Here is a 16,160-nt window from a genome sequence, read left to right as displayed (position 1 = left end):
ATTTATATTTGTCAGCCGGTTTTCTTTACCTAATTTATGCATTAATCAAGTTTAATTTTCTTGCCATATCTATGACTGCGGCCGCTGCTTCTGAACCTTTATTCCCTACTTTAACACCCGCACGATCTATAGCTTGTTCAACATTCTCCGTCGTTATAACGCCAAAAATAACGGGAATACCTGTAGATAGACTAGCATTACTAATCCCTTTTGCTGTTTCGTTACATACATAATCATAATGTGTTGTGGCACCTCTTATGACACATCCTAACGTTATAACACCATCGTAACGACCTGATTCTGCTAATGTTTTGGCGATCAATGGCAATTCAAATGCACCTGGTACATGTACAGAGTCAATGTCATCATCAATCACCCCGTATTTTAACAATGTTGAATGGGCACCCTTTAATAATTGCTCTGTGATGAAACCATTAAATTCTGCAGTTACTATCGCAATTTTTAAGCCTTTTCCATCCATATTTCCCTGTAATTCATTCATAATACTTCCTCCTATAATAAATGTCCTAGTTTTTCTTTTTTAGTTCTCAAGTATGATTCATTGTGGCTGTTGGGCGGAATAATAAGTGAAGTTTGATGCACAATAATGCCCTCATTACTTAGACCAGTGACCTTCATCGGATTATTGCTATATAAATCTACTTCATTTATACCTAGATACTTCAGAATACTCCCAGCTGCATCATAACGTCTCAAATCAGCGTCGAATCCCAAATGTTCATTCGCAGTGACGGTATCATAACCCGCTTCAATATATTCATATGCTTTCAGCTTATTAATTAACCCAATGCCACGGCCTTCTTGACGCATATACAATATAACGCCGTCTTCCTTAGCCATGACTTTCATGGCAAGGTCTAGTTGCTCTCCGCAATCACAACGCTCACTCTTAAACACATCACCCGTTAGACATTCAGAATGAATTCTCACATTCATACGTTTTTTTATATCACCATGAACCAAAGCGAGATGTTCTAAACCGTCTTGGTCTGTAAAAGCATGTAACTTAAAATCACCATAGCTTGTTGGTAGAGATACTGTACTTTCATGTGATACTGTCATATTTTTTTCTATATATGCTTTTAAATCTTTAATATTTATCATCTTTAAATTGTGCCTTTTCTTATAGGGGATAAGGTCATCTAATCTTGCCATAGTGCCGTCATCATTCATAATTTCACAGATTACCCCCGCTGGTTTTGCACCAGTGAGTTTTGCTAAGTCAACTGCCGCTTCAGTATGCCCTTGTCTTTCTCTGACACCTCCGTCTTTAGCAATCAGTGGGAATACATGTCCTGGTCGATTAAAATCGCTTGTTGAAAGATGATTACTTATCAAAGCTTGAATTGTTTCATACCTTTCAAAAGCACTGATTCCTGTTGTCGAGTTCACATGGTCAACTGAAACCGTAAAAGCTGTTTGAAACTCATCGCTATTATATTCGACCATATGATTAAGACCAGCTCGTCTTGCAATTTCTTTTGAAACTGGTGCACATATAAGACCGCGACCGTGTGTTGCCATGAAATTGATTGCTTCTTCATCGATAAATTCCGTAATACCAATAAGGTCTCCTTCATTTTCTCTATTTTCATCGTCAGTCACGATAATAAGCTCGCCATTTTTTAGTGCTGCAAGTGCAGCTTCAATAGCATCAAACATGGGTCCCACCTGCCTGTTTAAACGACATTAAGTGAGCGACATGTCTGACAATCATATCCGATTCAATATTGACGTTGTCATCGACAATTCTGTTACTTAAATTCGTCTGTCTCTGAGTCTCTGGAATGATATTCAAAGTAATTCTACAACGTTCATAATCGACTTCAAATATTGTCAGGCTAATGCCGTCTATCGTTACAGAGCCTTTATGTACCATGTACTTCATAAGCATATCCGGCACTGTTATTTCAAGAACAAGGGCATCTCCGTCTATTGAAGACGTGATGATTTGACCAGTGCCCTCCACATGACCACCAACGAGATGACCACCTAAACGTTGGTCAAGTCTTAATGCTCGCTCTAGATTTACACTTTGGTTTGGTTGCAGCTGATTGAAGTTTGTAACGTTCATGGTTTCATTGACGATGTCTACTTCAAAAGTATCATTTGTAAAATTAGTAACTGTTAAACATACACCGTTAACAGCAATAGATTCACCTTGTATTAAATTTTTGAAATGAGTATTTTGTATCTTTAAAGAAGTAAGTTCCGATTGTCGATTGATCTCTAAAACCGGAGCAGTGTGTTCGATTAATCCTGTAAACATTGTCGAGTCCTCCTGTAGGTAAGCTTTATGTCTGACTCGAGTTTTTCAACGTTTTGCAATATCAGTCCATCGTGGGTATCCAAGACACCACTATGTAATTGATATTTAGAATAACCAAATATTTTCGGGGCAATGTAAATGATGAGGTCATCGAATAAGTTTTCATTTATAAATTGAGTGTGAACAGTTGTACCACCCTCAACAAGCACGGAAGAGACATTCTCTTCAATTAATATTGTTAATATTTCTGTCAAAGTGTAGTTGCCTACATATACTTTAAAAGTATCCTTAAACTTCAAATTTTCTTCATTAGTCGTAAATACAATAGGTTGAACTGGGTGCTTCAATAAATTCAACGATTGATTTAAAACTTTTGAACCCAGTAGAACGATTGGTATCGGTTGTTTATCATTATCAAAAAGACGAACTGTCAATAAGGGATCATCAGCTATCAAAGTACCTGCACCGATTAAAATGCCATCATGAAGCTGTCTAATTTGATGGACATCCCTTCTTGATTCCGAGTTACTCACCCAATGACTGTCACCGTTTTGACGTGCTATCTTACCATCCAGTGTCTGTGCACACTTGAGAGTAATATAGGGTCTTTTGTTCATAAGCCTTATATTAAAAGGACGATAAAGTTCACTTGCCGCTTCATGCCTTGAATAAATCACTTCAATTCCGTGTGCTGATAATTTTTGAATGCCTGACACCTTATCATTATTATCCTTATAGGCATAATAAACACGTTTGATACCTGATTCTATTATGGCATCAGTGCAAGGCGGCGTCTTACCGTGATGCGAACATGGTTCTAAAGTAACATAGATATCCGCACCTTCTGGATCCTCAATACAAGCCTGTAACGCTGCAAGTTCTGCATGCATTTCACCACTTTTTAAATGGGAACCAGTACCAATAATGCGACCATTTTTTACGATGACCGCACCAACAGGCGGATTCATACCTGTCTGTCCAATTGCTAGTTTAGCCATTGATATAGCTATATCCATATAGTGATTCAAGTTTACCTCCTGAATATAAATAGCACCGGGAATGAAATCATCCACCGGCGCTAAAATAATGTATGCTGAATAACATTGCACAAATTGCAATGTTAAATAAACGCAAAAATTATAAAGATTTTACGCTGCTGCATTATTCTCTCTCCCATCCAGACTCTAACTGTCGGCTTCAGACTTGCACTGAATCAGCCATACGTAAAATAACGTACAGGTCGCGGGCTCTCACCGCCGGTTGGGAATTTCACCCTGCCCCGAAAGAATATTTATTCAGTTGAAAAACTCTGACTAAACTATAGTATACAAGTCGGGAAAAGGCAATCTTTTGATTTCTCAATACTTTATACTTTGTTTTCTTTATGTATAACAAGGGAAATAATAGACAAAATATTTACCTTAAGGGGATGGGTTGATGGACGACATTAACGAAAAGTTAGAAAATAAACTAGGTGAAGTTACGAGAGCTGCACACGAATTAGAAATACCTGTCATGATTTTAATTGAAGGGGCCCCCGCTTCAGGTAAATCAAGACTCGCTAATGCATTATATATGGCCCTTGATGCAAAGTATACGAACTTCATTGCAGCTAGGCCACCAAGAGAGGCTTATGTACGCTATCCATTTTTACAACGTTATTGGTATCATTTACCGCCGGAAGGCGATATCAATATCCACTTCAGAAGTTGGTATTCTCAATATATAGAGCTAAAAGATTACTACAAAGCCACACATACACCTTTTAATATGGCAGAACTAGAAGAGGATATGGAAAATTTCGAAGAAACGCTGATTAATAATGACTACGAAATCATTAAACTTTTTATTAATACAGACAAAGAAGCGCGTGAACGTCATATTAAAAAATTAAAGGGAAACCCTGTTTTAAAATGGAAAGCTGAAGAATTCCAAGGTTTACTTAAGCACCATGATTATGATGAGGAAATGTCGTATTTCATCAACAGACAAACACTTTGTCCTTGGGAAGTTGTGAATTTCCACAACAGTGACCAAGCTGTCAATGATATGTATAAAATTCTCATCGACCGTCTTGAGTCAAGAATTGAACGCGCTTCTACAGCAGAAGAACCAGTTGTCGACGGTAAATTCACAAGGGATTTTGAAACGAAGCTGTTCACATTTGATTTTGACAAAGAAAAAATGAAGAAAAAAGATTATCAGAAACGATTACCCTTACTCCAAGAAAAAATGCGAGAAATTCAGTTTCAGTTATATGAACATAAAATACCTTTAATTTTAGTCTACGAAGGTATAGATGCAGCTGGGAAGGGCGGTAATATCAAACATACAAGAGCATTACTTGACCCGACAGGATATACAAATAACGCCATAGGTGCACCGTCAGATATTGAGCTTTCTCATCATTATCTATGGCGTTTCGCTAACCGAATTCCGAGAACTGGTCATATCGGCTTCTTTGATCGAAGTTGGTATGGACGTGTTTTAGTTGAACGTGTAGAAGGTTTTGCAACTATGAGAGAGTGGCAACAGGCTTATCAAGAAATAAATGATTTTGAGAAATCCTTATCCAACGCCGGTGCAATCATAATAAAGTTCTTTCTATCTCTAGATAAAGAAGAACAGCTAGAACGATTTAGAGACCGTGAGAACACACCTGAAAAGGCTTGGAAAATTACTGAAGAGGACTGGCGAAATAGGGATAAATGGGACTTATATTTAGAAGCATCAGAAGATATGATTAATTACACATCGACTATAATTGCACCATGGTGCATTATTTCTGCAAATAACAAGCGCTATGCACGCATTACTGCCCTTGAAACAATTATAAAAATGTGTGAATCACGCCTAAAAGAAGTGTAGTATAAGAATTATCAAACATAAGGGAGTTTAAATCATGAGATATGTGTTTTTAACAGGAACAAATAGGGGACTTGGTCAGGCAGTTGCAAACTTACTAAAGGACGACAAAATCATTAGCATTACACGTAGTCCTATAGAAAATAATACAGTTATACACCAGAGTTTTCTCACTGACTTTAATGACATCGACACCTTAGAAAATTCAATATCAGATATTTTCTCAGCTATTGAACCTAGTAATGGCGATGAAGTGTATTTACTCAATGTAGCAGGTACTGTAGACCCTGTACAATCACTAGGCAATTTAAATGGTTCTGAAATGCTAGATAACTATAAAACAAATGTTGTTGCACCAACACTACTTATCAAGGGATTCATCAATCGTTTTAAAGATTTCAAAGGTACCAAACGTATTCTAACTGTAACAAGTGGGGCTGCGGTAAACGGCATTGAGGGTTGGGGTGCTTACTGTAGTTCAAAAGCAGCTATTAATATGGTTCATGAAGTTTTAAATAAGGAGAACATACATCAAGAAAATAACATCAAGAGTGCCATATTCTACCCAGGTGTGATTGATACTGGAATGCAAGAAACTATTCGTTCTTCAGACATCAATGAATTTCCAAACCTAGATCGTTTTAAAGAATATAAGTCAAATAATGCGCTAGCAAAAGCTGAAGATGTTGCAGCTGCACTCATCAAGGTTGTAACTTCTGACGATTTCGGAAATCAAGAGAGTTACAATGTAAAAGATTATTTATAAATCGATAAAACACCGTTATAACGATAGTCATTATAACGGTGTTATTTTAGTACTGAGTCAAGTATTCTGTCATTTCCCATGACGTTACTTGCGCACTATATCTTTGCCATTCGTATAATTTATTCTCTACAAAATGATCAAATATATGTTGACCAAGAGCTTCTTGAATGACTTCATCTGCCCTTAACGCCTTAATTGCTGTATATAAAGTTGTTGGTAAATCTTCTATGTCTTCTGATTTTCTTTCTTTGTGTGACATATTATATATATTTTCATCAACAGGCGTTGTTAAATCTTTCTCTTTTTGGATACCACTTAAACCGGCTTTTAGGATGACTGCCGTCGCTAGATAAGGGTTCGCAGACGGATCAAGCGATCTTACTTCTGCTCTCGTTCCCGCACCTCTAGTACCCGGTATTCTTAAGAGCGGTGTACGGTTTCTGCCACTCCAAGCAATGTATCTTGGTGCTTCAAAACCTGAAGTTAATCGTTTATAGGAATTTACTAAAGGATTACAAATTGCAGTATAACCCCTAGCATGATCTAATAGACCGGCCATGAAGTAACGCATCTCTTCACTTAAGCCAAATTCATCATTTTTATCAAAGAATATATTATTATCATCTTTAAACAGCGATACATTATAATGCATGCCACTACCCGGTTCATTATAAAGGGGTTTTGGCATAAAGGTTACATGTAGACCATACTGATGAGCAACGGTTTTTGCAATATATTTAAACGTTTGAATGTTATCACTTGCCGTTACAGCATCGCTATATTTGAAACTGATTTCGTGCTGACTAGGACCTACTTCATGGTGGAACATTTCGACCTCAAAACCAATTTCTTTTAATGTTCTAGCAATCTTTCTACGGCACGCTTCACTTGTATCTGAAATAGACACATCAAAATAACCACTGGTGTCGTTTACTGCATTCGTCGGCTCACCATTCTCATCAAGCTTAAACAGGTAAAATTCTGGCTCAGCACCTAGGTTAAACTGGTCATAACCCATATCCTTCATCTCACTTACAATACGTTTTAAGTTACTTCTCGGATCACCTTCAAAAGGTTGATTATTAAAATCATGTACATCACAAATGAGCCTTGCCACCTTGAACTCTTCTTCCAACCAAGGGAATACTGCCCACGTGTCAAAATCGGGTTTTAAAAACATGTCTGACTCTTCAACTCGAACAAAACCTTCTACTGAAGAACCATCAAACATTGTTTGACCTTCAAGAGCTTCTTCTAATTGTTCAACAGGAATTTCCACATTTTTCAGGGCGCCTAGTATGTCAGTGAACTGAAGTTTCACATAGTCTACCTGTTCTTTTTTTGCACTTTCTAAAATATCTGAAGCAGATATTTTACTCATTAACATAATCACTCCTAATTAGATTTTAAAAATCCTTCTCATAGTTTGTATGCCCTGTAAGAATAAATCTAAACTATATATCTTCGATATCAATTTCTACTTCATCAAAATTCTTATCTCTCATAATCTTTATATGATTAGGTTTCACTTTAAGGGCAACCAGATTAGGATTATTTACAGATCCAAAAAATTCTTCATCCGCTTCTTCCCAAATATTTTCTATTACTTCTTGGTCCTTTACTATTTCCACTGATCCTGTTATTTCTACAAACGCGTGTTTTTTCTCATCATTAAACCCTAACAATACATGGACGTTAGGATTATCAATCAGCTCCTCGTATTTTCTTGACTGATCATTTGTTTTAGCATAAAGGGTTAAACCATCGTTATAAAACCACATGTAACGAGAGTCTGGAATATTGTCCTTAGCAGTTGATAATACGCCTACTTTTGATTCTTCTAAAATTTCTTTAATACGTGTCGTTATCTTTTCTATATCCATTTATATCACCCACTTTATGTAGTTAGATATCTTTTACCACATGGTAAACATATTAAATCATTTTGGATTTTTATATTTAAATATGGGTAAATAATAAATAGATAAATTATAAACGGGAGGTATTAACATGAATATAAAAGAAGAAGCAGAGCAGTTGGAAGGTTGGACTCTTGAAGATGAGAAGTTAATTAAAAAATTTAAGTTCGAAACATTCCCTGAAGGCATAGACTTCGTCAATAAGCTTGCAGAGTATGCAGAAGATGTACAACACCACCCAGGTATCAGAATTAATTATTCGACGATTACAGTTGTTTGGACTACATTCTCAACACACGAACTCAAGGAACGTGATATAGAAGGTGCCAAAGCAACAGATGAAATATATATATAAAGATCGGCTGTCCGGTTAATGAATGGCCGGGCAGCTTTTTCACCTTTAAGGAGGTTGATCATGAACGAGGAAGCAAAAAGGATACTTGAAGATGTAAAATCGTTGAAAGTACAAGTGCTAGATGATGGCCAAAAATTGCTAGACCAGTGGTCCGAATCTAACACAAGAAGTAGCTATAGTGACAGTCTTCGAAATTTAGCATATTATATGGCGTTCAGGCAGTACGATCATCGAGAAATCCAAAATAATTTAATCCCTTGGGGCGTTTCTTCTCTTGGACGCATCGAGCCCCATGTTTTGTCAAACTTAGATTCAGTAATTAAAACCTTAGGTTATATAACAGGCCATGAACAAGATGATGTTTCTTATCCAGAATATCAAGATGGCGAAAATCGATATAGCATGCTTAAACATAATACTGACCTTTTGCTTGGCAAAGGCCCTGAAATCAGGCAATCACAAATCATGGTGACTATGCCAAGTGACGCAGCAACAGACTATCAACTTGTAAAAGACCTTATAGATTCAGGCATGAATACAGCCCGTATTAATTGTGCCCACGATGACAGTAGTGTTTGGAAGAAAATGATTCACAACATAAAACAGGCGGCTAAAGAAGGGAACACAGAATGTCGTATTCTGATGGATATTAGCGGTCCTAAAGTTCGCATTAAAAATCTACTTACTTCCAAGAGAAACCCTAAATTGAAAACCGGTGAATCATTCCTCTTATCTAATGAAGATGCGATGACTTTACCAGCTAACATTGAAATTGCAGTTAACACTTCAGTACCCGAAGTCCTTAAAAATATTGATGTTGGGCAACTGATTAAGATTGACGACGGTCAAGTTGAGGCTAAGGTAACAGAGGTTCTTGACTCAGGCCTAATTTTAAAAGTGACTAAAGTAACTAAAGAAAATGGCGTTAAAATTAAGACAGAGAAAGGCATTAATTTCCCAGATGTAGATATCGATTTAAACGTCTTAACAGAAAAAGATTTAGTAGACTTAGATTTTGCTAGCCAACATGCCGATTTGATCGCTTTTTCCTTCGTTAAATCAAAAGAGGATATGGCTTTTATCGAATCGGTATTACAGGATAAGCTCCCTGATGACAATAAAGACATGCCTATTATTGCTAAAATCGAAACTGTAGAAGCCATAAAAGAATTCCCTAATATCATAGCCGAAGCCGCTTCACACAGACCTTTTGGTGTCATGCTCGCTCGTGGAGACCTCGCTGTAGAAATCGGCTATGAACGCTTGAGTGAAATTCAAGAAGAACTATTATGGATATGTGAGGCTGCACACATTCCAATGATTTGGGCAACTCAAGTATTAGAATCTCTGATTAAGAACGGTATCCCAACACGTTCAGAAATATCTGATGTTGTCGCAGGTGCAAGAGCAGAGTGTATTATGCTAAACAAGGGAGATTACATTGTAGAAGGTGTTAAAACAGTGAATGATATACTGATTAAGAGCGAAGACCATAACTATAAAAAAACAGCAATGTTAAGAGCCCTAAACATATCTAAGGCACTCTTTAATGAGTAAAGGATGAAAACTATGTCAACACTGAGTCATATACAAGCACCAAGCAATTTTGCCTATAAGAAAGAACAGGTCACCATTCATCTCCATTACACATTCACTTGTGATAATCGAATCTTTTTTTCCAAAACACAGTATAAAGATTTACTCAACCACACCTATAGATTGACGGTTGATGTGAACTCACCAATTGATGAGTCCGGTTTAGCGACTGACTTTATGGCTATTGACGCCTTATACCACAATAAAATCCGGCCGCTTTTAGATGGGCAGATATTAAATGAGACGCTAGTAAATATGAATACTACTGCGGAAAATATCGCACTATGGATCAGAGATGAATTTAACAAAATTTTAAAGCCGCAAGATGATTTAATTAAAGTCACCCTATACGAAAGTACGAATCACGGCGTGACTGTTACAAATTAACTTCACAAAAATGTGTAAGTGTACTATGATTGAGATAATCAAATATTGAAATCACCACCACTAGGGGTGCCTGTAAAGGCTGAGAATCACCCTTATCACCTGATCTAGATCATACTAGCGTAGGGAAGTGGCATATTTTTATATGCACACCATTCCGTTAGTGGTGTGTTTTTTTATTTGTAAAAATCACGGAGGTTTATTCTATGAAAAACAGCAATGTTTTAACTTTGACAGACGTATTGATCACAGTTGTCATCGCCTTAGTTTTTGCAGTACTTTATTCTCTCTGGGATGGTGTATATACCGTCTTGCAGCCCCTTGGTTTACACATCAATGAATTGGTCTATGGTATGTGGTTCATTGCTGCAATTGTAGCTTATTTAATTATTAGAAAACCGGGTGTCGCTTTACTTGCAGAATTTGCAGCAGCTTCTGGAGAAACGATCGTTCTGTTACAGTTCGATATCGTCTTAATCATGTATGGACTACTCCAAGGACTGGCATGTGAGATCATTTTCTTACTCTATAGATATAACAGTACTAAGTTATATGTAGCTGTACTCGCAGGTGTAGCAGCAGCCTTATCAACAATTCCGCTTGATTGGTATTATGGCTACCTTGGTCATTTAGAAACTTGGAACCTAATGCTGATGCTTATCTTCAGAATTATCAGTGGCGCAATCGTCGCCGGATGGTTAGGTCATAAACTCTATGAAGGTGTAAAAGGGACCGGTGTCTTAAAATATGTTGGTAAAAAACAAAGCGATTCGTCTGATGGTTTTTAATATGACTGATATAAATATCGAAAACCTTAAACTCAAATTCCCTGAGACAGAGCAGCTATTATTTTCAAACATCAATATAAGTGTTAAGAAAGGGGAAAAGGTGTTACTTGTCGGTCCTTCTGGCTCCGGTAAAAGCACCTTACTAAATGTGATGGGCGGATTGATTCCTAAAGTCATTCATACACCTGTAAAAGCAGATTATTTAGATATACCAAATGCTTCAAGCTACGTATTCCAAGACCCTGATGCCCAGTTCACCATGCCAACCGTTGAAGAAGAACTTGCATTTATCCTAGAAAACCAGAGGATTGCTCCTAGTCTGATGAACAACATGATGACTAACGCTTTAAAAAGAATTGGACTAGACGTACCTTTAGACTTATCAATTAATCAACTATCTGGTGGGATGAAACAAAAGCTATCTGTTGCTGCAGCACTCATACAAGAACCGGACACTTTATTTTTAGATGAACCAACAAGCATGTTAGATGATGATTCTGCAAAAAATCTTTGGGAAACGATTTTATCTATTTGGTCCGACCTAACTGTTGTGATTGTAGAACACCGAGTTGAATATATTTGGGATAAGGTCGACCGTGTCATCCTAATGAATGATGATGGAGAAATTATTCTCGATAAAGATCCAAAATTTGTACTAAGTCACCACGTTGACTTACTTAATGAATACGGCGTCTGGCATCCAATGTCGTGGAACCAAGCACCACAATTTGTACAAAGTAATAAAGACGGAGCGCCTTTATTAGAAATTAGAGATATGAAAATAGACAGACGCGGCATTGATATACTTTACATTGATCATTTACACATAAGGTCTCGGCAATGGCTTACATTAGAAGGTCCAAATGGTGCGGGTAAATCAAGTTTTCTTAGTGCATTGATGAAGTTGATTCCCCATCAAGGACAAATTATCTATAAGAATAAGCTTGTAAAGAAAACAAAGGATATCATCGGAGATGTCTACCCAGTTTTTCAAAATCCAGAACTGCAATTTATAACTCATAGAGTTTATGACGAAATATATATCAATATGGAACACCGATATGATGAGAATCTAGCAAAACAGAAGACAGAAGATATTTTAAAAATGTTTTCGCTAGAACATTCTGCCCATCTAAATCCACTAGAATTATCCACAGGGCAAAAGAGACGCTTAAGTGTGGCAACAGCATTAGGTGGCATACCTGATTTGTTGTTATTAGATGAGCCGACTTTTGGACTGGATCAAAAAAACACGTTCTTTATGCTGGAACTTTTTGATGAATTGGTTAAAGCTGGTACAACAATAATTATGATTACCCATGACGTGAATATTCAAACGCGTTATCCATCCCGTCGTTTAGAAATTCTGGATGGCATGATCCTAGAAAAGGACACACACAATGTTCGATAGCATTAAGAATAACGATACTTTCGTTCATAACGTTAACCCAGTTACCAAAATTATCGCAGCTGCTGCACTTTTTGTGATTGTCGTCTTTACTCATAACCCGAATACCTTGCTTTATTTTGTATGTATAATGGCGATACTATTGTTTACCTTAAGTGGTATCCAATGGCGTTATTTATGTATTCTATTAGGCGTTATTTTAGTGTCCGGTTTATTATCCAGCACCTATATGATTCTATACGGACAGGGCGATACAACCTTATTTAAATTAGGTATCATCCATGTTACAGAAGAGAGTTTTATCCGTGGTATTCATATCACCATGAGAGGCGTTATTTTATCGTTATTTGGCGCATTAGTAATCTTCACTTTAAAGATTACGGATGTATTTTATGCTTTGATGATTCATTTCAAAATAAAGTCAAAATATGCCTATTCTTTTATGGCAGCTATCAATATGATTCCATTAATTTTCTCAGAATATGTACAGTTAAGACGTGCTAGAAAAGTTCGTGCACCTTTAATAGATAAGAAACGGATTTCTGGTTTTAAAGGACTAAGAATGACAATCGTTACCTTGATGAGCCAAAGTATACGTCGAGCATATCGCCTAGGTATTGCTATGGAGTCCAAAGGGTTCAGTGATAATCAGAGAACCTACTACCGACAAACAACTTTTTCCTTTAATGATATATTCTTTGTCATTACTATTTTAATCGCTCTATTAATCTCATCGTATTTAGGCATAAACTACCCTATCTTTAATACTAGTGATGCAAGATAAATCCCTTTGAATTTTAAAAGGGATTTTTACTATTGTTAAGAGTTTATTTATTTTTCAATAATTCTTTTATCTCATGATAGTATTTAAGTGAAAAATATGATTCTTACTGCACTCTAGTTCATTACATTATGTGGGGGAATATAATAATGTCTAAACTTAAAGTACTTGTGATCACTGGCTCTTTTGGTAACGGTCATCTAATGGTAAGCAATACTTTAAACAAGGCGCTCAATGACTATGATATCGACGTTGTAACACACGATCTTTATTTAGAGGCTCACCCTTTATTAACCCGACTTATTAAAGACTGGTATTTAAAGTGCTTTGCTCACTTCAAACCGACCTACAAGTTTTTCTATTATGCCCGTCAGGAAAAACTAAACACTTGTTTCTACAAAAAATATGGTTTAGCTTATTTAAAAAATATAATTGATAAGCATAATCCAGACCTCATTTTAAATACTTTCCCAACACCTGTTTTAAGTCTCATTAAAGAAGAATTCGGCCTAGATATACCAATTCATACAGTGATTACAGATTACTGTGTGCACAAAAATTGGGTAATTAATAATACTGATGTCTATTATGTTGCTACAGAAAAAATGAAGGGCGACTTAATTAAAAAAGGTGTTTTACCTGAGATGATCAAAGTCACGGGTATTCCTATCAGTAAAGAATTCAAGATTAAAACTGACAGGAATGCTTGGCTAAACAAATTCAACTTATCAACAGACAAAAACACTATTCTCGTGTGTACAGGTTCGCTCGGCCTTCTAAAAGGGTTTAAGAAGTACGTGAAGAAAATAGCTACTAAAAATGATAATCAAGTCATCATTATCTGTGGTAAAAACGATATTTTAAGAGAACAACTTAAATTAGAATTTCACAACTATAAGAATATACTCATCATTGGCTATACAACAAATATGAATCATTGGATGTCATGTGCAGATATCATGATTACAAAACCTGGAGGCATTACCCTAACAGAAGCCCTAGCGACTGAGACACCTGTAATCCTATATAAACCGACTCCTGGCCAAGAGATGGAAAATGCTCTGTATTTCCAAGAAAAGAAATTAGCCCTTGTTGCAAACAATCGAAAAGAACTAAAAGAATATACAGAGCATTTACTAGCTGATAAAAATTTCATCCATTCGATTAAAACGGAGATGCGTAGAGTAAGAACTGCTAGTTCAGCTGAATCCATCATAGAAAATCTTGTTTAAATATAAATGAGAGTGCCGTACGTTCAATATCAGAACATACAGCTCTCTTTTGTCTATATTATTCTTTGAATTGCATTGATTAGAAGCTTGTTTTCTCTTTGACTCGGTAACCATATCCTTTTCCTTAAGAGATTATCTAATATTGTTTCATCACCAGTTTTAAAGTACTGATAGACTTGTCCAAATACAACATATAAACTCGTATTCACTTCATTAAATATCTCAATTTCTTTATCATCAATTTGATGTCCATCGGCTGCTTTATATAACAATTGAAACGCTTTGATAAGCTTATAATTCAGCGTCTCAGAATCGTGAAGTTCAGTTTGATACACTTGTGTAATTTCATTACTATCCACATGACGTTCAACCCACGCAATGTTACTCGCATAAGTAGAAATAATATCTCGATCTCTATCAAGCTCTTCTAAAATACGTGTACTACTAACTTCAGAATCATAAATATAGTTCATAGAGTCGTAGAATTTCAGTTCATCATTTTTTCCACGTAATAAGTTCCAAATGCTTTTACCATCTGCTGCAAATGGATTTAGACCAGTAACGACACCAATAATTATGTTCATCCATATAGCAAAATTTAAAATATAGCTATCTAAACTAAAGAGTTGATCGATTAATAACAGGACTAACACTGAAATTAAATTGAATATGAACCCCCCTGAATTGAGCCAGATTATATCATGCTTTGTAATATGACCTTTTCTTAACGGTTTATAGGCAAGCATTGCACCAAAACTAAAGTACATCGGAACCTTAAAAAAGTATCTGCCATTCATATACATTCCGGGTAAACCAGAAATAAATGCAATTCTCATACGTCTACATTTAGCAATAAAACAATGGCCAAGTTCATGAAAAATAACAGTAGCCATCCAAACAGTAATAAGTAAAGCGATCAATATGCCATTTAAGTCAAAAAAGAGGTCAGCCAATGGTAGCACAAGATAAATGATTAAAATTACAATTAGATTACTTGAAAAGAAATTCATCATGAATCATTCCTTTTTTAGAATTAGGAGGAAAACATGAGAAAGCTAATCAATATCACAATAATAAGTAGAATAGGAAAGGTAAGGTAGGTGAGGACAATATCACTGAAACGTTTCTTCTTTTTAATGTCCTTACCATCGTAAAAATCAATTAACTGACGGTAGGTATATATACCTTCTTTACGTTTTAGAATCTCAATGGGTATAGAAGCACCAATCGCAAGTATATACAATACAATAGACGTGATTAATAACACACGATTGTCCAAAAGCATTGCAGGAACAAATAAGAAGGCAGAAACGATTGCCGAAATTAACATGATATTAGACCAAATTGTCCATTTCTTTTGCTCAGTTTTATCTCGTAAATACTGAATATCTCCTTTAATTAATTCATCAACTGAAACATCAAACAAGATACTAAGCATCATTAAATTATGCACATCTGGGTAACTTCGATTATTCTCCCAGTTCGAGATTGTTTGACGTGAAACAAAAAGTTTTTCAGCTAAGTCTTCTTGAGAGTAACCATCTCGATCTCTAAATTTCTTAATCTGCTTATTAAGTTCCATTTAGTTTTCTCCTAATTTCAAAGTAATTATCTTATAACAATATTAACACCAATCGTCTTTTACATTTTCAAAATACAGTGTCTAAATACTTTTACATACTAAATACATCGCAATTATAACGCTATATGTTATAATATAATGCATAGCATTATTTTTAATTTTACCCCTTGTCATTTGCAGTTATAGAATAAATA

The 16,160-nt window shown here is 35.9% G+C and carries 17 protein-coding genes and 2 riboswitches; of the genes, 9 read left to right on the top strand and 8 right to left on the bottom strand.

Annotation, left to right across the window (positions count from 1 at the left end):
* Positions 1-34: 34 nt before the first annotated feature.
* From ribH to ribD, 4 genes are read right to left on the bottom strand one after another with little or no spacing between them, the layout of a single operon-like run.
* Positions 35-502 carry a 6,7-dimethyl-8-ribityllumazine synthase gene (gene ribH / locus V6E76_RS05165; RefSeq protein WP_026865922.1) on the bottom strand — a complete coding sequence of 156 codons (468 nt, stop codon included), beginning with the start codon at positions 500-502 and terminating at the stop codon, positions 35-37.
* An 11-nt stretch (positions 503-513) separates the two neighbouring features.
* Positions 514-1,683 (bottom strand): bifunctional 3,4-dihydroxy-2-butanone-4-phosphate synthase/GTP cyclohydrolase II, encoded by a 1,170-nt coding sequence (locus V6E76_RS05160; protein ID WP_026865923.1) that lies wholly within the window; start codon positions 1,681-1,683, stop codon positions 514-516.
* On the bottom strand, positions 1,676-2,290 hold the full coding sequence (locus V6E76_RS05155; protein ID WP_166626329.1) for a riboflavin synthase: 615 nt from the start codon (positions 2,288-2,290) through the stop codon (positions 1,676-1,678). The genes V6E76_RS05160 and V6E76_RS05155 overlap by 8 nt, the downstream gene beginning before the upstream one ends.
* Positions 2,275-3,306 (bottom strand): bifunctional diaminohydroxyphosphoribosylaminopyrimidine deaminase/5-amino-6-(5-phosphoribosylamino)uracil reductase RibD, encoded by a 1,032-nt coding sequence (ribD, locus tag V6E76_RS05150; RefSeq protein ID WP_166626467.1) that lies wholly within the window; start codon positions 3,304-3,306, stop codon positions 2,275-2,277. Before ribD ends, V6E76_RS05155 begins: the two co-directional genes overlap by 16 nt.
* A gap of 145 nt (positions 3,307-3,451) precedes the next feature.
* Positions 3,452-3,581, bottom strand: a riboswitch (FMN riboswitch).
* Between the two features lie 146 nt (positions 3,582-3,727).
* On the opposite strand from ribD, the gene V6E76_RS05145 reads away from it, so the two are divergent.
* Positions 3,728-5,158 (top strand): phosphate--AMP phosphotransferase, encoded by a 1,431-nt coding sequence (locus tag V6E76_RS05145; RefSeq protein ID WP_247350422.1) that lies wholly within the window; start codon positions 3,728-3,730, stop codon positions 5,156-5,158.
* Positions 5,159-5,192: 34 nt separating this feature from the next.
* Positions 5,193-5,921 (top strand): SDR family NAD(P)-dependent oxidoreductase, encoded by a 729-nt coding sequence (locus V6E76_RS05140; RefSeq protein WP_198687166.1) that lies wholly within the window; start codon positions 5,193-5,195, stop codon positions 5,919-5,921.
* A 46-nt stretch (positions 5,922-5,967) separates the two neighbouring features.
* On the opposite strand, the gene glnA is transcribed toward V6E76_RS05140, so the two are convergent.
* A complete protein-coding gene (gene glnA / locus V6E76_RS05135) occupies positions 5,968-7,302 on the bottom strand; it encodes a type I glutamate--ammonia ligase (protein ID WP_156889120.1) in 1,335 nt (444 codons plus the stop codon).
* Between the two features lie 73 nt (positions 7,303-7,375).
* The gene (locus V6E76_RS05130) at positions 7,376-7,804 is read right to left on the bottom strand and encodes a pyridoxamine 5'-phosphate oxidase family protein (protein WP_198687167.1); all 429 of its coding nucleotides are present in this window, start codon (positions 7,802-7,804) and stop codon (positions 7,376-7,378) included.
* Between the two features lie 127 nt (positions 7,805-7,931).
* Between V6E76_RS05130 and V6E76_RS05125 the strand changes: the two genes are divergently transcribed.
* The 7 genes from V6E76_RS05125 (at position 7,932) to V6E76_RS05095 (ending at position 14,384) form a co-directional block, all read left to right on the top strand.
* A complete protein-coding gene (locus tag V6E76_RS05125; RefSeq protein ID WP_035855308.1) occupies positions 7,932-8,195 on the top strand; it encodes a 4a-hydroxytetrahydrobiopterin dehydratase in 264 nt (87 codons plus the stop codon).
* A 60-nt stretch (positions 8,196-8,255) separates the two neighbouring features.
* Entirely contained in the window at positions 8,256-9,752 is a 1,497-nt protein-coding gene (locus V6E76_RS05120) for a pyruvate kinase (RefSeq protein WP_026865931.1), read from the top strand.
* A 12-nt stretch (positions 9,753-9,764) separates the two neighbouring features.
* Positions 9,765-10,178, top strand: a complete 414-nt coding sequence (locus V6E76_RS05115; RefSeq protein ID WP_026865932.1) for a 6-pyruvoyl trahydropterin synthase family protein — start codon at positions 9,765-9,767, stop codon at positions 10,176-10,178.
* Positions 10,179-10,230: 52 nt separating this feature from the next.
* Positions 10,231-10,321, top strand: a riboswitch (TPP riboswitch).
* 60 nt (positions 10,322-10,381) lie between these two features.
* Positions 10,382-10,963 carry an ECF transporter S component gene (locus V6E76_RS05110; RefSeq protein ID WP_026865933.1) on the top strand — a complete coding sequence of 194 codons (582 nt, stop codon included), beginning with the start codon at positions 10,382-10,384 and terminating at the stop codon, positions 10,961-10,963.
* On the top strand, positions 10,923-12,374 hold the full coding sequence (locus V6E76_RS05105) for an ABC transporter ATP-binding protein (RefSeq protein WP_235678844.1): 1,452 nt from the start codon (positions 10,923-10,925) through the stop codon (positions 12,372-12,374). The genes V6E76_RS05110 and V6E76_RS05105 overlap by 41 nt, the downstream gene beginning before the upstream one ends.
* Positions 12,364-13,155 carry an energy-coupling factor transporter transmembrane component T family protein gene (locus tag V6E76_RS05100; protein WP_198687170.1) on the top strand — a complete coding sequence of 264 codons (792 nt, stop codon included), beginning with the start codon at positions 12,364-12,366 and terminating at the stop codon, positions 13,153-13,155. Before V6E76_RS05105 ends, V6E76_RS05100 begins: the two co-directional genes overlap by 11 nt.
* A 146-nt stretch (positions 13,156-13,301) precedes the next feature.
* Positions 13,302-14,384 carry an MGDG synthase family glycosyltransferase gene (locus tag V6E76_RS05095; protein ID WP_247350420.1) on the top strand — a complete coding sequence of 361 codons (1,083 nt, stop codon included), beginning with the start codon at positions 13,302-13,304 and terminating at the stop codon, positions 14,382-14,384.
* A gap of 53 nt (positions 14,385-14,437) precedes the next feature.
* On the opposite strand, the gene V6E76_RS05090 is transcribed toward V6E76_RS05095, so the two are convergent.
* A complete protein-coding gene (locus V6E76_RS05090; RefSeq protein WP_247350415.1) occupies positions 14,438-15,397 on the bottom strand; it encodes a hypothetical protein in 960 nt (319 codons plus the stop codon).
* Positions 15,398-15,417: 20 nt separating this feature from the next.
* Complete coding sequence (locus tag V6E76_RS05085; RefSeq protein ID WP_247350413.1) at positions 15,418-15,966, bottom strand: helix-turn-helix domain-containing protein; 549 nt, start codon at positions 15,964-15,966, stop codon at positions 15,418-15,420.
* Positions 15,967-16,160: the final 194 nt, after the last annotated feature.

Origin of the sequence: Jeotgalicoccus huakuii (assembly GCF_036665975.1) — a bacterium.
GTDB lineage: Bacteria > Bacillota > Bacilli > Staphylococcales > Salinicoccaceae > Jeotgalicoccus > Jeotgalicoccus marinus.
Note: the sequence above shows the minus strand (reverse complement) of the source record. Positions and strands in the feature narration are given on the sequence as shown.